12 protein-coding genes are annotated in these 18,954 nt (G+C 58.9%); 8 read left to right on the forward strand and 4 right to left on the reverse strand.

Going from position 1 to position 18,954, the window contains the following annotated elements:
* The 5 genes from RAD15_RS24995 to RAD15_RS25015 all read left to right on the forward strand — a co-directional run.
* On the forward strand, positions 1-1,633 hold a 1,633-nt coding region (locus RAD15_RS24995; RefSeq protein WP_458180847.1), incomplete at its 5' end, for a glycosyltransferase.
* Between the two features lie 17 nt (positions 1,634-1,650).
* Entirely contained in the window at positions 1,651-2,454 is an 804-nt protein-coding gene (locus RAD15_RS25000; RefSeq protein WP_458180848.1) for a methyltransferase domain-containing protein, read from the forward strand.
* Positions 2,455-2,522: 68 nt separating this feature from the next.
* Positions 2,523-4,496, forward strand: coding sequence for an asparagine synthase (glutamine-hydrolyzing) (gene asnB, locus RAD15_RS25005; protein WP_458180849.1), 1,974 nt, complete (start codon positions 2,523-2,525; stop codon positions 4,494-4,496).
* A gap of 46 nt (positions 4,497-4,542) precedes the next feature.
* The gene (locus RAD15_RS25010; RefSeq protein ID WP_458180850.1) at positions 4,543-5,601 is read left to right on the forward strand and encodes a TylF/MycF/NovP-related O-methyltransferase; all 1,059 of its coding nucleotides are present in this window, start codon (positions 4,543-4,545) and stop codon (positions 5,599-5,601) included.
* Positions 5,602-5,651: 50 nt separating this feature from the next.
* Positions 5,652-7,745 carry a hypothetical protein gene (locus RAD15_RS25015; RefSeq protein WP_458180851.1) on the forward strand — a complete coding sequence of 698 codons (2,094 nt, stop codon included), beginning with the start codon at positions 5,652-5,654 and terminating at the stop codon, positions 7,743-7,745.
* A 147-nt stretch (positions 7,746-7,892) separates the two neighbouring features.
* On the opposite strand, the gene RAD15_RS25020 is transcribed toward RAD15_RS25015, so the two are convergent.
* On the reverse strand, positions 7,893-9,323 hold the full coding sequence (locus tag RAD15_RS25020) for an ABC transporter ATP-binding protein (RefSeq protein WP_458180852.1): 1,431 nt from the start codon (positions 9,321-9,323) through the stop codon (positions 7,893-7,895).
* A gap of 2 nt (positions 9,324-9,325) precedes the next feature.
* Positions 9,326-10,069, reverse strand: a complete 744-nt coding sequence (locus RAD15_RS25025; RefSeq protein WP_458180853.1) for an ABC transporter permease — start codon at positions 10,067-10,069, stop codon at positions 9,326-9,328.
* A gap of 547 nt (positions 10,070-10,616) precedes the next feature.
* Between RAD15_RS25025 and RAD15_RS25030 the strand changes: the two genes are divergently transcribed.
* Both RAD15_RS25030 and RAD15_RS25035 read left to right on the forward strand, forming a co-directional pair.
* Entirely contained in the window at positions 10,617-11,927 is a 1,311-nt protein-coding gene (locus RAD15_RS25030; protein ID WP_458180854.1) for a glycosyltransferase, read from the forward strand.
* Between the two features lie 144 nt (positions 11,928-12,071).
* Positions 12,072-13,940 carry an SPASM domain-containing protein gene (locus tag RAD15_RS25035; RefSeq protein WP_458180855.1) on the forward strand — a complete coding sequence of 623 codons (1,869 nt, stop codon included), beginning with the start codon at positions 12,072-12,074 and terminating at the stop codon, positions 13,938-13,940.
* 930 nt (positions 13,941-14,870) lie between these two features.
* Here the strand turns inward: RAD15_RS25035 and RAD15_RS25040 are convergent.
* On the reverse strand, positions 14,871-16,451 hold the full coding sequence (locus RAD15_RS25040) for a recombinase family protein (protein ID WP_458181038.1): 1,581 nt from the start codon (positions 16,449-16,451) through the stop codon (positions 14,871-14,873).
* A gap of 107 nt (positions 16,452-16,558) precedes the next feature.
* Positions 16,559-16,762: a hypothetical protein gene (locus RAD15_RS25045; protein WP_458180856.1), complete on the reverse strand. Its 204-nt coding sequence runs from the start codon at positions 16,760-16,762 to the stop codon at positions 16,559-16,561.
* Between the two features lie 1,352 nt (positions 16,763-18,114).
* Here RAD15_RS25045 and RAD15_RS25050 point away from each other — a divergent pair.
* A complete protein-coding gene (locus tag RAD15_RS25050) occupies positions 18,115-18,849 on the forward strand; it encodes a hypothetical protein (protein ID WP_458180857.1) in 735 nt (244 codons plus the stop codon).
* The last annotated feature ends 105 nt before the right edge of the window (positions 18,850-18,954 follow it).

Consider the following 18,954-nt stretch of genomic DNA (forward strand, 5'->3'; position numbering starts at 1 on the left):
GCGCTCGGCGCTGGAGCTGTTCGAAGACGGCGTACCGCTTGGTCCCGCTCACGCCTTGCACGATGAGATCGCCACGCTGGGTGAAGGCCGTTTCTCGCATTGGGCCCGCGATCTGCTGTTCTCGAGCTCGGATGGCCAGGACCCGCGCCACAATGGCCGACGCTATGTCGTGATAGCTGTGCTTCCCTTGAAAGGATCTAGGTTAGGACGCCTTGCCCGGACGGTAGTTTATTCGACTGCGAGTGCTGTCCTGCCGAGGGCGCGGACCGTCTTGCCTCGCTCGATCAAAGTTCGCCTGTCGAAGCACGCTCTGGCGATGGAGAGCGCTCTTGCGCGCCGCGACAAACGATCGTTCGAAAGCCGGCATGGCCCACTATCGGACTTTCAGCCGGCATTTCTTCAATCGACGTTCAAAGACGGTCCGATCGTTCTCTGCAACAATGCGCTTGCATGGGGCGGCGTCGAACGACAGGTCGTCAATACGCTGCGCGGTCTGGCCGGGCGGCACGGCCATGCGCCCCATTTGCTGTGCGTACGCCTTGGTTACAGCTCCGACTATGATTTCTACAAGTCAACACTTGCCGATTTCCGAGGCGAGATTCGGAATGTCATCGACCTGAAGCGGTCGCGTGACCATCTGGCGCGGATGTGCTCCGGGCTTGAGCGCCGGATCCGAGAAGCGACCGCATGGCTTCCCGTCGACGTGCAGGACGAGATCCTCATGTTCGCTGGTGACTTTGCGCAGCTCAAGCCATCGGTTGTGCACGTATGGCAGGATGCGCTTTCGATTTCCGCGGGATTCGCGGCTCGCATGGTTGGCGTGCCCCGAATCATCGTGTCGAGTCGCAATATGGCGGCGAAGCGCTTTGCCTACCATCGTCCATACATGGCGGATGGCTACCGGGAGCTTGCCCGGTGTCCTGACATCGTCATGCTCAACAACAGCGAGGCGGGCGCTCGCGACTATGCCCAATGGCTCGGCCTCCCGGTTGATCGATACCGGATCATTCGGAACGGCATTGACGCGGCGGAGATAAGTTTACCGCCGGAGGAAGCCGTGCGCGAGTTCAAGTCGAACATCGGCTTGGCGGAGGGGCGCCCGGTCATCGGATCGATTTTTCGCTTCTATCCCGAGAAGAGGCCTCTTCTATGGATCGAGACGGCGGGGCGTATCGCCGTCCAGCGGCCGGATTGCCAATTTGTGGTGTTCGGCACTGGTCCCATGAAGAGCGAAGTCTTCGCTTATGCACAAGAGAACGGCTTCGCCGACAGATTGTACATGCCCGGCACCGTCGCGAATGCAGCGCTCGGGCTTGCGGTTATGGACCTGTTCCTGCTGACCTCCGAGTTCGAGGGCACGCCGAACGTAGTGCTTGAAGCCAGCCTTGTCGGCGTGCCAGTGGTCGCTGCCGATGCAGGAGGCACGCGCGAGACGATTGACGAAGGGGTCACTGGCTTCGTGGCAAGTTCCGACGGCCCTGATGATCTCGCGGCGAAAGCGATGCGGGCGCTGACGGACCGGGCCTGGCGCTGTCGGGTCCGCGACACTGGGCCGCGATTTGTCCTCGAGCGGTTCGGAGTCGAGCGAATGCTTATTGAAACGCTCGACCTTTATAATGTCAACAAGAGCTAGTTTGGATCACGACAATCATGTTCTCAGTCGATCACCTTAACGTTCTCCGGTCCGCCGAGATCGAGAAGATCAGCAGGCATCTGCGGCCGGCTGGCGCTCGAGTTCTTGAAGTCGGAGCCGGCACCGGGCAGCAGGCAGTGGAGCTCAGGCGTCGCGGGTTTCAGGTCGAGGCCATCGAGATTCCGAGCTCGAACTACGTTCAAGATCGGATGTTTCCGATCGTCGATTTCGACGGCAGGCACATTCCATTCCCGGACGCGAGCTTCGATGTCGTGTTTTCATCCAACGTGCTCGAACATGTGCCTGATCTCGTGCAGATGCACAGTGAAATCAAGCGCGTCCTCAAGCCGAGCGGATATGCCCTGCACGTTCTACCTACGCATGCCTGGCGGTTCTGGACCACGCTCTCCGCGTTCCCGACGGCGGTCCAGTACGCTGGCACCATCGGCGATCAACTCAAGCCGCGCTGGCCTCTCTCTCTCTCGGAAATCAAACGCCTAGCGGGCGCGTGGTACCCGGCTGGCCGGCATCTTGCTGCTCCCTTCGGCCAGCGCCGGCACGGAGAACGTGGCAACATCATCTCCGAGACTTGGATATTCCATCCGAGCTGGTGGCGCCGGAATTTCTACGCCAACGGGTTTGAGATCGTCAGGGATGAGCCTATGGGACTGTTCTATACTGGCAACATGACGTTCAACACGCGCTGGACACTGGAGCGCCGTGAAAGGCTTTCACGCGTGCTCGGCAGCGCATGCCATCTTTTCGAGATCAGGAGCCGGGAAACGCGCGTCGCCGAGGCGCTAGCCGGAACGGGGAACTAGATCGGCAAGTTTTCGAACCATTCCGGAGGCACAGCCGTGCCCTGGCGACAACGGCAGAGAGCGCAGACGTGTGTGGACTAGCAGGCTTTATCGATCTGGATCGTCGCTTTGCGCCGGACGAGCGCAAGCGCATCGCTCGCGCCATGGGACTAGCGATAGAACATCGCGGGCCGGATGATTGGGGCGTGCTCGACGAGCCTGACGCAGGTCTCGTTCTCTCCTTCCGGCGGCTCGCGATCATCGATCTGAGCGAGGCCGGGCATCAACCTATGGTCTCGAGTTCGGGCCGCTCCGTCATTGCGTATAACGGCGAGATTTACAACGCAGCCGAGATTGCCAGGGAAATGGAAGCGAAAGGACATCGCTTCCGCGGACACTCGGATACGGAAGTCATGCTGGAGGCGTTCGAGGCATGGGGGATCGAAGCCACGCTGCCTAGGCTGAACGGCATGTTTGCCATCGCCTATTATGACCGTGTGCGGCGGCGCCTCACGTTGATTCGTGACCGCATGGGCAAGAAGCCGCTCTACTTTGGACGATCGAACGGCGCCTTGTTTTTTGGTTCGCAACCGAAATCGTTCTTCGCATTGCCCGGCTGGTCACCCGAAGTCGATCGGACCAGCCTTGCGGGGTTCATGCGCTTCGGCTACGTGCCTGCCCCACGCTCGATCTATTCAGGTGTCGAGTGTCTGAGGCCGGCCGAGCGCGTCGACATTGTCGACGGTCGAATTGCGGACAGAAGCCTCTATTGGAACATCCGCGAGCTGGCCGCTGCAGCGCAGCGCGCCCCGGCGTCGCTCGGGGATCAAGAGGCCAAGACCAGGCTTCAGGAGTTGATCGACGAAGCGGTCGCCAGGCGTATGGTGTCGGACGTTCCACTCGGCGCCTTCTTGTCGGGCGGCATTGACAGCTCCACCATCGTTGCCTCGATGCAGAAGGCGTCGAGCAAGCCCGTAAAGACCTTTTCGATCGGATTCCAGGAGGCCGAATACGATGAATCACGGCACGCCGCAGCCATCGCGCGTCATCTGGGAACGGATCATCACCAGCTGATCGTGTCGCCATCCGACGCTCTGGAGACTATTCCGCTCATTCCGGACTATTATGACGAACCCTTCGGGGACGCGTCGCAAGTGCCGACGTACCTCTTGTGCAAGCTGACGCGGCGCCATGTAACCGTCGCTCTTTCCGGAGACGGTGGCGACGAGCTGCTGGCCGGATACACGCGTTATCGGATCGCGAACGAAGTCCTCGGCGCGACCAACGTGGTCCCGCACGCGTTGCGGCCCGCAGCGATAGCCGCGTTGCGGAACATGCCGAACGCCGCTTGGCGGGTTCTTGAACCGCTCATACCGAAGCGATATGGACAATCACCGCTTGCCGGCAGAGCCCAGAGGTTGGCAGACCTTCTGGCGCGAGGTGCAGAGGAGCGCATCTTCCAGGGGATCGTCGGACAGTGGTCGGATCCAGGGGATATTGTGCGAGACGTACTGCACAAGGACGATCCGATCTGGCTCGGCGCTCTCCGCGACGATCTTCCTAAGCCGATACGGCGTTTCCAGATGCTCGATACGCTGACTTATCTGCCCGACGACATTCTCGTGAAGGTAGATCGGGCCAGCATGGCTGTTGCCCTCGAAGCCCGTGTGCCGCTCCTCGATCAGAGAGTCGTCGAGTTCACGCTGGGTTTGCCAGAGCATATGCTGGTGCGAGGCGGCGAGGCGAAATGGCTATTGCGCCAGGTGCTCTACGATCGTGTTCCGAGAAACCTCATGGACCGGCCTAAGACCGGCTTTATGATGCCGATCGACCAATGGCTGCGGGGACCGTTGCGGGAATGGGCGGAGGATCTGCTCGATCCGAAGAGAATGGAAGTCGATGGCATCTTGAATCCTGTTCCTATCCGCGAAACCTGGGAGCAGCATTTGTCCGGGCAGATCAATTGGCAATACCGTCTTTGGTGCGTGCTCATGTTCCAGGCCTGGAAGCGCCGGTGGATGGACGGCGCGCAGGCGACCGCGGCATGCCTTGCGCTGAATTGAGATTGCGTCGCTTTAACGCGCCCCCGACAGAGGTTCGATCGATCGCATGACCAGCCGCGCGCGCATCTTGCGACTTCCATCGCCTCAACGCACCGTGGGATTCAGGCAGGTTGTGGAATTGCCTGACGACGTTCCGGCGGGCGATAGCGTCATGACGCCGAACGTGTCGACCGCCAGGCTGTTCGAGGATGGCCTGGAACTCGGACCGGCGCATGCCCTGCATTACGAGATCGAGGCGCTCGGTGGGGGACGCTTTTCGCATTGGGGGCGTCAGCTGTATCTCTCATCGTCAGACGGCACTTCGGCAAGCGAAAACGGCCGTCGCTACGAACTCCTGGTCGAGTCCGAAGGCGAAGGTGCAGCCCGCATGTTGCGCGCGGCCTCCAACGCGGTTTCGTCGCTCCAGACCGACTATCAACGTTTCGAAATGGCGGAGCGGCTGTTCAATCTACTGGTGCCCAACACGAAACTCAGCGAGTTCGGCCGCACGTATTTTGAGGATCAGGAATTCGCCGCCATCTATGAAAGGTTTGGCGAAGGAAACTATCGCGCCTATGACCGGCGATGGACCGTGGCACAGCTTGCGCGACATGCCGTATCGCTCGAAGGCGCGTTTGCCGAATGCGGTGTCTATCGGGGCGCGACAGCATATCTGATCGCAAAGGCGCTCCGCTTGCATGGAGCGCCGCATCTCAAGCTGCACCTCTTTGACTCCTTCGCTGGGCTGTCCGCCCCGTCCCTGATTGATGGCTCTTACTGGCGGGCCGGCGCCATGGCCTCAAGCCTTGAAGAGGTTTGTGCAAACCTAGCCGAGTGGTCGGATAGCGTCGTCATGCATCGCGGCTGGATACCCGAGCGGTTCGTCGACGTCGCTGCGGACCAGTTTGCCTTCGTTCACATCGACGTCGATCTCTTCCACCCGACGCGCGAGAGCCTCGCCTTTTTCTATGAACGAATGCTCCCAGGTGGCATCGTTCTCTGTGATGACTACGGTTTTGCGAGCTGCCCGGGAGCTCGCAGGGCTATGGACGAGTTCTTTAAAAGCAAGCGTGAGACGATCATTCACCTTTCAACTGGCCAAGGCTTGGTCATAGTCGACAGATGAACAGGCTTTTTGGGGGGAGCGCCCGCGATGGTCACAGCGTGGGCGAATGCGTGAGTGCTAAGGACGGCCGCCGGCTGCACTTGCGCTGGGTGGTGGTGGCCGTCCTGAGTGCTCTGGTTTTATTAGCGGCTCTGCTGCATATGTTTGCTGTCGCACCGATATTGTGGAACCAAATCCGTATAGACCAGATTCATGCGGAGCCCGATGGCATCGCTTATTTCTCCGCGATTGATGCTGGCGATGAAAATCAGCTGTGGCGATCGGGCTATCGGCTCCGCGAAAACGGTGCTTTGCTCAAGCCGCGGACCGACATTATCGACGCCGTTCGCACGCAGGGGCGTGGGACCTGGGCGTATTGGCGCGGTGGGCTGTGGTTCAGCGCATCCGATGGAACCGATCCGCGCACGAACGGACGCTCCTATGTGCTCCAGCGGCCAATCCCAATACCTGTCGGGCTGTTGATCGGCAACTTTCTGACGACGCTCGTCCTTCTTGTTCTCGCACTACCAGGGACCGGTTTGTTGGACCGATTGCGCGTGCTTACTGGTTTGCGCTCATTGTCGATGTCGATATTCGCGTGCCTCGTCATCCTCATCCTGTGTCTAAAACCCTATTTCTACCTGCTTCATGAGAGTGAGGAAGGCCCAAGCTGGGCACGATGGGGGTTGGTGATCGCCCTTGCGGCCAGTGCTTCGCTTATCGGGCATGGCGCGCCGAAACGGCTCCGCATCGCAATGTCAATGCTGGCCGCGATGTTCGCGTTGGGTTTTGTGATAGTGGCGTCTGGGGTGCTGAGGCGCGCTGGCGTAGCACAGATAGGATCGCCCTTCGTAGCGTGGGGCCTGAGCGTCATATTCGCCGCTCTTTGGAGTTGGATCGTGTTTCGCTGGCCCGGCCTCGCCGCAGTGCCGACCTGCGCTTACGTCTGGATGCAACACTATGTGCGCAGGCATTCGCTGATTACTCCCAACGTTGACGTGGACTGGACGCCAATTGCAGAAAGTACAATCTTTTTCATAACCTGCCTCGCCGCGGCAGCGCTGGTATTTCGAGGGCTCGATTGGATGTTGCGTATTGCAGTACCGAAGTGCGGCTGGCCACAATCTGCGCGCCTCGCCGAGGCAGATGTTGATGATTCATTGGGCGTCGCGTGCACCGGGCTATTGATGTTGTACATTGCTGCACACATGGGAAATTATTTCCATTCGGCGATGGCGAAAATTCTGCTCGACGGGGGGCCATTCTCCTGGGTGAGCGGAAATCAGACCTACTTCCTGGCCTCGAATGCCACCGCTCTCGGCACAGCACCGCTCCATCTATCCCCCAACGCGCTTGCAGTTTGGGAAACGCTAAACATTCCTGTGAATGTGTTGACGCTCACCACGCAACTGGCCGCACTGGCAGCGCCACTGATCCCGGCGGTGATCGTGCCGCTCACGATGATATTCGACGTCTGGCATCTTGGCGTGTTTGTGTTTTCTGGAATATTCTTCTGGAAATGGATGTTGCTGAACGTCGCAATTATCGTGGCTTGGGCAGGACGTACGGAACATGTTGACCGGCGCATGCGCTTGCTTGCGTGCGCGCTTACCGCCCTGTCGCCATACTTCTTTGGCATCATAGAGCTGGGCTGGTACGACACGCCTGCTCTGAATCGTATCGAAGTCGTCGCCGTCGATGAGCATGGTGCGCGCATTCCGGTCCCGGCGGCGTATTTCCGCGCTCATAGCTTCGCCTTTGTATCGATCCTTAACTGGGGTCCAGAAACACAGAGTCAGCTCTATCCCACGGGCACTTGGGGGACGACCAAAGACTGGGATGTGATGCGAGCAGTGTTCGATTGCCAAGTGCAGGGGACTCCACAACTGGCGCCTGGAAAATTAATTCATCCCAAATTGACCGAGTTCATTCGTAACACCCACGCGGAACGACGCGCGGAGCAGTTGCAGCGCGCCGCCGATGGCATATATTTCTACCCGCACCACGTCTTCTCCAATCCGTTTGCTTATGGCCCATTTTCTCAGGTGAAATTGGACAAGATTCGATCGTACATCATACTTGCGCAGGGACTTTGCACCGATCCGCACAGCTTGGAGACCACCGTGGTGCAAAGCATCAAAGTCGCCCAAATAGACGTCAACTGAGAAGCGCGCGGGCGGCCACTATTGTGGAAGATCGGCTGTCCCGGACCATTGCTCTCTTGGGCGGTGGCATCGTTAGTGACCTCTCCGGTAAGATGTCATTCCCATCCGATCCGCCACGCAAAATCCGATCGCGCGATCTATTTAGGATCAACGAACGAGTTGGGACTGAGGAGATGCTTCGATCAGCCTCGGCGCGAGGTTGATGATAGAGGTCTCATAGATCTCGGGAGCCCCTTCAATCAACATCTCGAGTGCCTCAAATCGTACATCGTGCTTGTGCTTATCGACGCCCGCCAGTGCAGCGGTGACAAAAAAACTACCGGCTCCAAGATTGGCTTGAAAGCTAACGACGATCCTAAGCGTTTCACCCGCCCGCATGGGAGAAGTTGGCTCGTGCCTGCCGGTCTGCATGTCCCAACCAAATAGGTCCAGACCGCGCTTGTCGCGGACAAGCCATCCGAACACGAGTGGTCCAACATCAACGTTCGCCTTTATCCAACAGACGAGGTGGTAAATACCGAGGCTTTGTAGCCGATTGACGGGCTGCCCATTTTGATCCGTGATCGCAATGGCATCGATCTCTGCCGCGTGGTCGCCATAGCGGTGTTCAGCGAGACGAGGCCCATCGAGCAGTGGCGCAACCACATCCGCCGGCGTTGCGTACGAACTTTCGGATCCAGCTTCGATAGCGACAGTCCCGGCCGATTCCGCCGTTTCCGCAGTTGAGCGAGGGGACGCACGCACGTCATCATTTGCAGTTTTTGGTCCCTCGTATTCGCGGTGCTCATCAATCGATGGCATGGAACCGTCAGGCGGTGGGACCGCTTGCTTGGGAGCAAACAGCATCTCGTGGTAGATATTGCACACTTTCTGCGGTGGGCCGTCGGCGACAATACGCCCCTTGTCGAGCAGAATGGCCCTGTCGCAGATCGAGGCGATCTGGTTTGTGTCATGGCTGACCAGCAGGATCGCCTTGCCGCGACGCTTGAATTCGCGCACGCGATCGAATGATTTGACCTGAAAGCGCGCGTCGCCGACGGCGAGTGCCTCATCGATGATAAGAATGCTCGGATCGACGCAGGTCGCCACGGCGAAAGTGAGACGCGCCTGCATTCCGCTGGAGAACGTCCGAAACGGCTGATCTATGAAATCGCCGACTTCCGCGAAGGCCACGATTTCATCGAACCGCTTTTCGATATCGCGGTGCTTCAGACCGAGGCACATTCCACCCAGGTAGATGTTCTCCCTTGCGGTGTATTCCGGTGAAAAGCCGGTCCCGAGTTCGAGAATGGCTGCAATTCGTCCCCTTACGTCCACGGTCCCCGCCGTGGCATCGAGCGTGCCAGCCACGATGCGCAGCAGCGTGCTCTTGCCGGCGCCATTGCGGCCCATGATGCCGGTCACTGAGCCTGGCGGAAGTTCGAAAGAAATATCGCGGAGAGCCTGGAATTCCGTGTGACGGCGCCTGAAAGCCAGCGCCTCCAGCAGCATGTCCGACGGACGACGCCAAACACGGTAAGTCTTGCCTAGACCCGAAACACGAATGGCGGCGGTGGGCGTGATCGCGGCTTTGTCCATGGTCAGAGCGCATTTCCGAAGCTGGGCTGAAGCATGCGGAAGAAGCGCCAACCGGTTGCAAATACGAGGATCGCAAAGACGCTGGCGACAAGCCATGACCAAGGATGCATGACGCGATCCTCGATCAATACGTCTCGAAAGCACCAGACGAGATGGCTCGCCGGACTGACATAGAAGATCGGCAGGAGCCATCTTGGCGTCGAAGCCGGCGAATAGAGAACGGGATGGAGAAACAGTCCGATCGAAATCGCGAACGTCACGATTTCGCGGACGTCCTTGACGAACACTCCGATTGCCGCAAATACATAGGCGAGGCCGGCCATTGTGAGCACGTAGATCACGAGAGCGGCAGGAAGCAAAACGACGGCATGGGGGGGCAGTCGCCCCGCAATTGCGGAGATCACGAGGACGACCGCCAGGCCGACCAGGAGCTGGGGGATACTTGCGAGTGCCACCCGCAGCGGAAGCACCTCCGAGGGAAACACGATCTGCTTCACGAGGCTCGCATTCGCCGATACGGCGCCCGGAGCGCGGGAGAGGACGTCAGTCATGGCCAGCCAAGGCACGAGGCCTGCGAGCACGTAAGCGGTATAGCCGCTGCCCGAATCATCCACGCCCAGCCTTTGCTGGAAGATGAAAGTGAAGGCAAAGACGTAGGTTGCCATGGCCAGCAACGGCGTGCCGACGGTCCAGGCAATTCCGAGCATCTGTCCGGCATATCGGTCATGCAGCTCGCGAATGGTCATGTGGAGGACAAGTCCTCCATTGCGGCGAATGGCCAATAAGCCATCGCGCAGCGCGAGGACCGTCCCGATGGGACTGAAGATGCGCGCCGCAATCATGAAGCCCTGTCCGTCATTGTCTTGTAACCCCGCAAAAGTGGGAGGTTGCCGTGCAATCCATGGGTGAATAGGAACGGCCCCGCTCTCGACAGCCGATATATCGCTTGACCATCCAGTTCAAGCAAGACCGTTCCCGCTGGCGTGGCCAAATGGTCATAAAGTTGAAGCTTTTGGCGATCCAGCAGGCGGCCCCCGATTCGTTTATGGCCTGACCGGAGGCGGCGGATGGGGCAGCTCCGGAAGCTCCATTTCGGCTCGGACGCCTGTACCGCATGGATGCGTTGAGATAGGACTGTGCCGTTCAGCGGCCCGGGAGGCTCGGTTGCGTGTCAGGCAGTTAGCTGGCCATTTGCAGTTCGTTCGACCGCATATTCGGCGGTTGTTGCCTACACGATTGCACCACGTCGCCGGACATGCAGGTCGTTGGCTGGTCCGCCGCATCGAAGCGCGCATGTCGGATGCCCCGGTTGCGCTGCCGGATCCTCTTTTGGCACCGTCGCACATGCACGGCAACGCTGCGACGCGGTTTCCGATCGCCATCGTCGGTGAATCCCTGTTGGCGGGTGGTGCGGAGCGCCAGATCGTCAACCTCGTGCGAGAACTCGCCGCCCGGAACCGCAGGGTATTGCTCCTGACGCTGCGAAGTGAAGAGCGGCCCGACTTGCTGTTCTTTCTCGATGAAGTGGCCGGCCTGGACAATCTGGCGGTTCGAAATGCAATGCCCCTGGGGAATGCTGCGCGCTACCTGATCGAGACGAGCGGAAGCAGCGGCTTCGATGCGTTTCGGGAAAGCCTGAGCTGGGCGCCATCCGACGTCAGCAGCGACATCATTCGGCTTGCCGCTGAGCTGCATCTCGCTCGCCCGGCCGTCGTGCATGGATTCCAGGATGCGCCGGGCATTGGCGCCGCGTTTGCTGCACTCGCCGTCGGCACACCGCGGATTATCGTTAGCGGCCGGAATCTTCATCCGGAGCATTTCAGTCACGGCCGCCCGTACATGAGGGCTGCCTATCGCAGTCTTGCAGGGAACCGATCCGTGACGCTTGCAAACAACAGCGGGGCGGGGGCCCGCAGCTACGCAGAGTGGCTAGACCTCCGGGATGACACAATCCGCGTCGTACGGAATGGAATCTCCACTGAAGCCTTCGCCGTTCCATCGGACGAGGAGATCGGAGCGTTCCGGCGAAAGCTCGGGTTGCTTCCTGGCGAGTTCCTCGTCGGAGGAATGTTCCGCCTTCAGGCGGAGAAGCGACCTCTGCTCTGGCTCGAGGTAGCAGTCAGCGTACACCGGCGAATGCCCAACTCGCGATTCGTGATTTTTGGAGACGGCACTATGCGTCGACAAATTCTGAAAGCCGCCGCGCGCGCCGGAATCGGGGACCGCCTCCTGATGCCGGGAAATACGAATGAGGCGCGAGTCGCGATCGCGGGGCTCGACGTCCTGCTAATGACCTCCTCACTTGAGGGAACTCCGAATGTCGTGCTCGAGGCGGGCGGCATCGGCGTGCCGATCGTTGCGACCGATGCAGGTGGTATCCCCGAAGCGATGATCGACGGGCAGATGGGTCTCCTCGTACGGGAGGACAGGGCTGGGAAAGGCGGGCTCGCCGGGGCTCTGACCGAGGCGGTGGTGAGCGTGCTGGCCGGCGTCATCTCGCGCGACCAGGCCGCGGCTGTCGGCCCGAACTTCGTCAAAGCGCATTTCGGCCTCGAGCGAATGGTCGAGGAAACCTTGGCCCTCTATAAGGCGCCCGGCGCTTGATTGCATTGCAAGTTGTAGCTGTTTACTATAGCGGTTGCGTTCACCCGGGGTGGTCGCGGAAGCGGGCTAAAGCGGAATTAGACATGGGGGAGGGGCTCGCCTCAGGGCCTATCCAAGCTCCTCAATCATGACGGAACGACTTTGATGACACGCTGCGCTTATCCGTGGCAACAAATGATCATCGATCTCACTGGTGAGGTCGTGCCGTGCTGCTATTGGTCCGGTTACGGGAATTTCGGCAAGCCTCTTGGGAACACCAACGCCAACTCACTGGATGAGATCTGGCGTGGCCAAGCCTACACCGAGTTGCGAGAGAAGGTCGCCTCGGGGCAGCTCGAGGGGCATCCGTGCGGCAACTGTCTCGCCTATCGATCGACCGGGACATTTCCAGGTTTCAGCTGGCCCGTAGAGTACGCTCACGAATCCGGCTTTTGCTATCTCGCCCGGATTCCGGATTCCTTTCTCAAGGCAATCAACGGCGCCCCTGGCGCGGTAAAGCTTCTCGAGGACGGCGAAGCGCTAACTGGCTCGAACGCGCTGCATGAGGATATCCGCAAGGTCGGCCGGGGCCGATATTCGGTCTGGAAGGGCTGGCTCTATTTCTCGTCCTCCGACAACGCTGATCCCATCGCGTCCGGGCGGCGTTATGAGCTGGTTCACGATCAAGCGCGGGTTGCGCTCGGTGGACTTGTAGCAGACTCGGCGTCGGGGCGAAATCTGAAGAGAGCCCACAGCGAATATGAAGCTGGCAAGGCTGAAATTCTCGCCGAACCGAGCATGATTTCCCTGATCTCCACGGCCGATTGCAATATCGATTGTCCCGGCTGCAGTCAGAACGTGGTTCGCGTTACGAAAGTGCAACACCGACCTGAGACGGTTCCTTCCGTTTTGGCCAAGGTCCCGCATCTGACGCAGTTCATCTGGCACGGCGGAGAACCCTATCTCATCAAGAAGTTCCGTTCCTTTATCGACGGTTTCGACACTGCGGACAATCCCAATCTGACTTTTGGATTCACCTCGAACGGCACCATGATCACGGCGGAGGAGGCCCAGAAGCTCGCGAAATTTCCCCGCATAAATGCGTCTGTTTCCATCGACAGCTTCAATGCCGCGACCTACGAGCAAATTCGGGCCGGTGCGAAATTTGAAAGAGTTTGGAGCAATTTCAAGCGTCTGCTCGACGGTTATGACGCGCCCACGCGAATCTATTCGGTGGGAATGATTGTCTGCAAGTCGAACATGGCAGAGCTTGCCGACAACGTCGGGTTTGCGATCGAACACGACATTGGTCTCAACCTTTCCCCGGTCGTCATTTATCCCGTTACCGAGCAATTGAACGTTTTTTCGGATTTTTCTGAGCAGACGAGAGGCTGGCAACGCGCAATTACCAAAGCAAAGAAGCTGGTGGTTGCTGCGAAAGCGCGCGGACGGCCTGCGATGGGTCGTGTCGACCCTGAAGGAATGTTGGTCGAAATCGAGAGGCTCCTCAACGCTGCCAGAGATGACTATTCCGACACCATTACTATCGAATGCGAGATCGAGGATCCTCACGCTTCGCTTCGAAAGATGCAACGACCGACGCTGATTGCCTATACCGGGGGCGAGGCGAGAGCCTACGCAGAGCTCGTTGCTGGAGCAACCGAGGCAGTATTGCGAGTACCCCGCAAGTATCTCCGTGACGAGAAGTCGGTGCGTTTGGACTTCATCCATGATGTTATGGAGCCTGCGAGCAATCTTAGTTCGGGCTCATTCAGGCTTGAGCAAGATGCATCTCTGAGTATGCATTATCGCATTCCGGAGTTCATTCCGGGACATAGGCCGCGCAATATAAACTGGGCAAGTTACGGAGAATCGACCCCTGATGGTCATCACGTAACTGATCCAATCGAGATATTTGAGATCTACCGCAAGCTGTATGCTGCGGAAGTTTCGGAAACTGCTGTCGCGACTGCCGGATACCAGCATCGATCAATTAGCCTGATGAAACAATTGGCGCGGTACGTCCGAAGGTGACGTAGATGCAAGAAGAGCGATATGGAATGTTTAGCTGGCCGGGCTCAAGCGCGATCTCGACCCGGTCATTGTCCCCCCACGCGAGCAGTACAAGAATCCGGTGCTAGCTCGGGACGCCTATTTTATTTGATTTCCTGCCGGCCTGCTGACGTTCACGTGGGGCGGCGCGTAGCGCCGGGTGCGGCACGATCAGCGTTTCAGCGAAGCTTCCAGAGCGGCTTGTCCTTGGGGTGACGGACGCGCCGAGCGGGACGCTAGCGTCTTGCGACTGGCGGCTCGACCTCCAGCCAGACTAGTCTCCCAATGACGCATTGGCCGATTGTCGGGGAGGGCGCCGCCGTAGCCTTCCATACCGGCGGACCACGCTTCTAAAAGCTTGCTTCCTTGCGATGAGACCCCGTGCTGCAGAGCCACGCTTCTCATCCTTCCCTGATCTACTTCAGGTCGGCCTCGGTGGATGCCGGATGGCCCGCTGCCATCGGGGCAAGAATGGCTTCCCCAAGGTCGTGAGAAGCACGGGATTTATCAATCGTGCCCATGCCCAATCGCCCAAATCGGCCAATTTCGAGAACTCCGGCCGGCCGCTTGGTCCGTACACCTGTACCCCTCCTGATGTCACACCCTCTTATAGCACTATGCTCAACATCGCAGTGTAAACTAGCGTCGGCGACGAGATGCCGACAATCCACAATCACAGCATGTAGAGCCAACATCGCGGACCAAACATAGTGACTTCCGGTATACCGAATTTTCCGCTTGCTCCGTCGGGCAAAACAGTGGTTCATAGGGCGCTGGTCCAACTCAAAGGGAACCAGCTTATGTCTGATCAGGTCGAAAGCTCGCCTGAACTCGCCAAAATCGCGAAGCTGAACGGGGACTTCCAAAGGAACTACGGAACACTGCTGGGGGCGTTCCTGTACCTGCGCTCGATTAGCGCGGCTCGCGGGCGTTCCTGGTTTTGGGGTGGCCTGTTTTCGCTCGCTTCATCCGCCGCGCTGGCTTGGCTGGCTCGCCGCGGTTGGACGCCACCCTTCTTTTGATTTCGCAAACTAGTTCCGCAGAGGTCTCAACGCGAGTTGCGTGCAAGCGAGGAAGAGCGAGATCAGAGAGTCTTAGGTAGGTGGCGCGTCCTCGTGAATAAGGAATCAAGACGTAGTCCTGAATGGCTCGGTTCTCGCAGTTCAGTCGAGCCACTGCCAGCAATCCAGAAGGTATTCGATACGTGTAGGCCCGCCAAAATGGAACGCACTTTGGATCGATGTTCACCGCACGTCGGGCGGTCAAGAACGATACATGCCGCTCCTCGTTTACCGTTGCGCCGACTTCATTTGCGACAACTGTAAGGCCACTCTGGCTGCGCAGTGCCTCCACGATCTGCTTTCTATGCTCTGCGAGGATCGAAGAGCTGTTATCGCGGCAATCGAACCAGTCGCAATCGCGTGACGCTGTATAGCCAATCAAAGAATACGCCTTGCGCAGGGAGCCGAAGTGATCGACGTATGAATCGGAACAGGGAAGTCCTGGCGTCGTGTTGATGATGCGGGTGGTCAGGCGTCCCTTGCGCGCGAGAGTCGCTCGCAGCCGTTTCAGCATCTCGTCCTCCGAGATCACGATGTAACGGTCCGCCATAATATCCTGGGCGCCCGCAAAGAGTTCTTCATCAACGATTGGTTTGATGGCCGCATTGCTGCGAACCCACTGGTCGGGAGGGTTGGGCTTCAGCTTCTGACCGAGCTGCTTCGACGTACGATTGTAGACGACCTTCCCGATGTAGTTCTCGTTCTTCAGAATGTTATGGACCATCAGATAGGTCCAAGGGCGCCGGTGATGGTTGCCGACCTCTGCCTCGTTCAGCGCGCGCGCAATAGCGGCGTCCGACTTCCGCTCTTCAACGAACTGATGGAATATCCAGCGGACGATTCTGGTTTCCTCGTCGGACCCCGCCTGCACAAGAACACGGTCTGATTTGAGGGATTTGTATTCTCCCTTGGCGAGCCGCCCCTTGGGCTGATGATGTTCGTCAACCAGCTCCCTGCGAAGGCCGTAGGTGATCGGAGCGCCAGCGCGATAGCCGAGGCTTGCCAACCTGCACAAGCCAGCATGGACCTTGACCGAAAGCTCCCGGCTGTACTCGGCCGCCATCACGCGCTTGATGTTCTTGATGATGCAAGACAGAAGGCCGCCGTCGTTGTCGAATTGCTCGGCGCAATAGGCGACCCGAACCCCGTTCTGCTTGCAGACAAATTCGTAATGCGCACTTTCGTCGACATCCTGAAAGCGACCCCACCGGCTTACGTCATAGACGAGCACGTGGTCGAAGTCGGCGCGCCCCGACTCGATGTCATCGATCAGCTCGATCAGACCCGCTCGGCCCTTGATCCTAAGTCCCCTGCGACCCTCGTCCCTATAAGTGCGAACGATCGTGAGCCCTTGTCCCGCGCGTAGGCGGCGATGACGGCGGCCTGGTTCTGAATCGAATAGCGTTGCAGCTCGGTCGACATTCGAACGTATTGCGCCGCGCGTAGCGCGAGGCCGCGATTCTCTAGATTCGTTCCCTTGCGTAGGACGAGCGAGTTAGCCATCGGCGGATCATCCGCAGGCGTGGCACTCTAGCAAATCTATCTGGCTTGGTCGCCGTCATCGATGGCGAATACCTCGTAGAATTGTCCCGGCATCGTCTGGGTGAACAGTATTTCCAGCGCAACAATATCGGCATAGCCGCTGCTATCGTTGCCAACATTGATTAGGTCAACGACGGTCAAGCCGATGCCGGTGTCGAAGTTGGATGCTGGTGCGCCGGGAATCCGGATGAGGCCCTGCATGCTCGGGCCCCTCGTTCGGATGGCCACTTTGACTTGCGCCGCCTTTCGCCGGAGGAGGTGCGAAGAGCGGAAATCGATCCTCTGCCATTGATCCAGGTCCCCTGAGGTGCGGCCCACGTGCATGGAGTCGGTCATAGGGGCGATTGCGCCAGCGGCCGGCGTGACGAGCGCAGATAGAGCAATGAGAATGAGCCGCGTTGTTCGACGCATAGCAGCGATCATCAGCCTGTCATCGCTTAGGACGGCAGAAGCGCCATCCTCTACTGCTTCATTCCAAGCTGCTCTGCGCAAACGCTGCCAAGCTGGACACCAGTGGGAATGGGCCCGTAATATAGGCTGCTGTCTTTGTCTTCAGTATCGAGACTTTTGATCGTTCCGCTCGGCGATGCAACGACGTTGACCTTGCAAGCGTACCCCCGCGAACTTCCCGATGCGCTCGATTGGCTATCACGAGAGACGGAAAATGAACTCCCAGTTGCCAGCTATAAGCGGTTTCGCCGCTGTTCATCTTGAAGGTGCCCGCGGGCGGCCCCCACTTAACGACAAGAGCATCAACATTTTTCCCGACGTAATCTTGCCCCAGCTTGGCGCGAACATCTGCTCCTGTTGCGTAACATCCACCCAGTGACACACAGAGCACGACAATTGCCAGCCAACGCATTTCTTTCCCCCCAAAGGCAACATATCCAAACGCAACTGTCGCGCGAGATCAGGCGTCTGCGCTATTTTTCAGGATAACCAATGTGGAGGGTTAAGCGGCTTTCGCTGCCCCGACGATCACCCCGATGTGCCTCAGAAACTCACCGGCTCTTTCGCAAGGTCGGCGAGCCTCATCGGTAACCCATCGCGGAGGTGACAGGCTTGTTCCACTCGAAACCGGGTCTGACGTCAGCATCCCGTCCGCCGCAGACGGTGCAGGTGAAGCGAGGCTCGCGTCTGACAGCCGCAGGTCATCGGGCCAGCGGTCGGCGCTCACGGCGGCGTGGTGACCGCAGCAGCAATAGACCAGGACGCCCCGGACGCCCATCTCCCGCATCTCGCCGAAGGTGATCTTGATCGAGCGACCATCAGCATGGGTAGGCGTATGGCGGCGGGCAGGGCGGGGCATCCCGGCCAAGAATGGCCTCGACTGCGCGGAGTCAAATTATCGATTCCGGGTATGTCGGAACGGCGCCGAACTACTGCGGGTCGTGGGTGTGCAGAACACTCGGTTATAGCCACCTTCTTAAGAGACTAGAATCGTCGCTGGTGCAGAGGGATAACAAAGTAGGAGCAGCTTGGAGTGCTGGTAGCGTGCTTTTCGCAGATGATATGTAATAAACCCGCGATCATTTGGGGAGAGGCAGGCAGGGATGTCGAGACAATGGGGAGCGTCGCTTCGGGGGCACGAGTTCGATTTGCAGGACTGGTGCGACGAGTTAAAGCTGCCCTACGATCCATGGATCGAGGTGCGCGGCGGCGACACTATCTTGCGATCGAGTTCCTTCGATGGTCTTGCCGAAGCGGACGAAGTACGGAGCCGAGCCGTTGCTCACATTGATCGGCTAAACGCCGCCATGTTCGTCATGAGGCGGAGTCGGCCGATTCAATTGGGGGATGTGGTCGAATTTGCGGCTGATGGCAAACTGCATCGAACGGTCTTTCTTGAGGGCAGAATAGACGGTCGATCCCGAGTGCACGGGGCAGCAGTTCGGATCACAGGACCGGACGGCAAACCCGCACCTCCACCCCCTCCAGAACCAAGCGAGGTTCAGAACTGGGCCGCGATCGCTGACACTGACGATTACCTGGAAGACGCCTTGATCTACTTCGGCCGGGTGTCTGCGCCTGATAATCCCCACCCGCCGACCTTCTGGTTCGACATCTACAAGGCGCTTGAGTCCCTCATGGACAGGTCCGGTGGCGAGGCGCGCTTCCTCGCTCTGGCTTGGGCACCACGTGAAGACGTCAAGCAGTTGAAGCAGACAGCGAGCTGGGCGCGACACGCGCGGCGGAAATTCAAGAAGCCGTCTCCCGCAACGGGCGAGCAAGACGCGAAGGACCTGATGGCTCGTCTCCTGCGAAGGGCATTCGCAACGTCTCCATAGCTCCGGGTCAGAACCAACTGACATCGGGATTGGTCCCTTTTGGGGGTAAGCAAACTGGCCAGCTCTTCCCATCTCTATAATTAGAGAGTCCGCTGCAACAAAAGT

It is taken from the genome of Bradyrhizobium sp. 14AA, assembly GCF_054185205.1.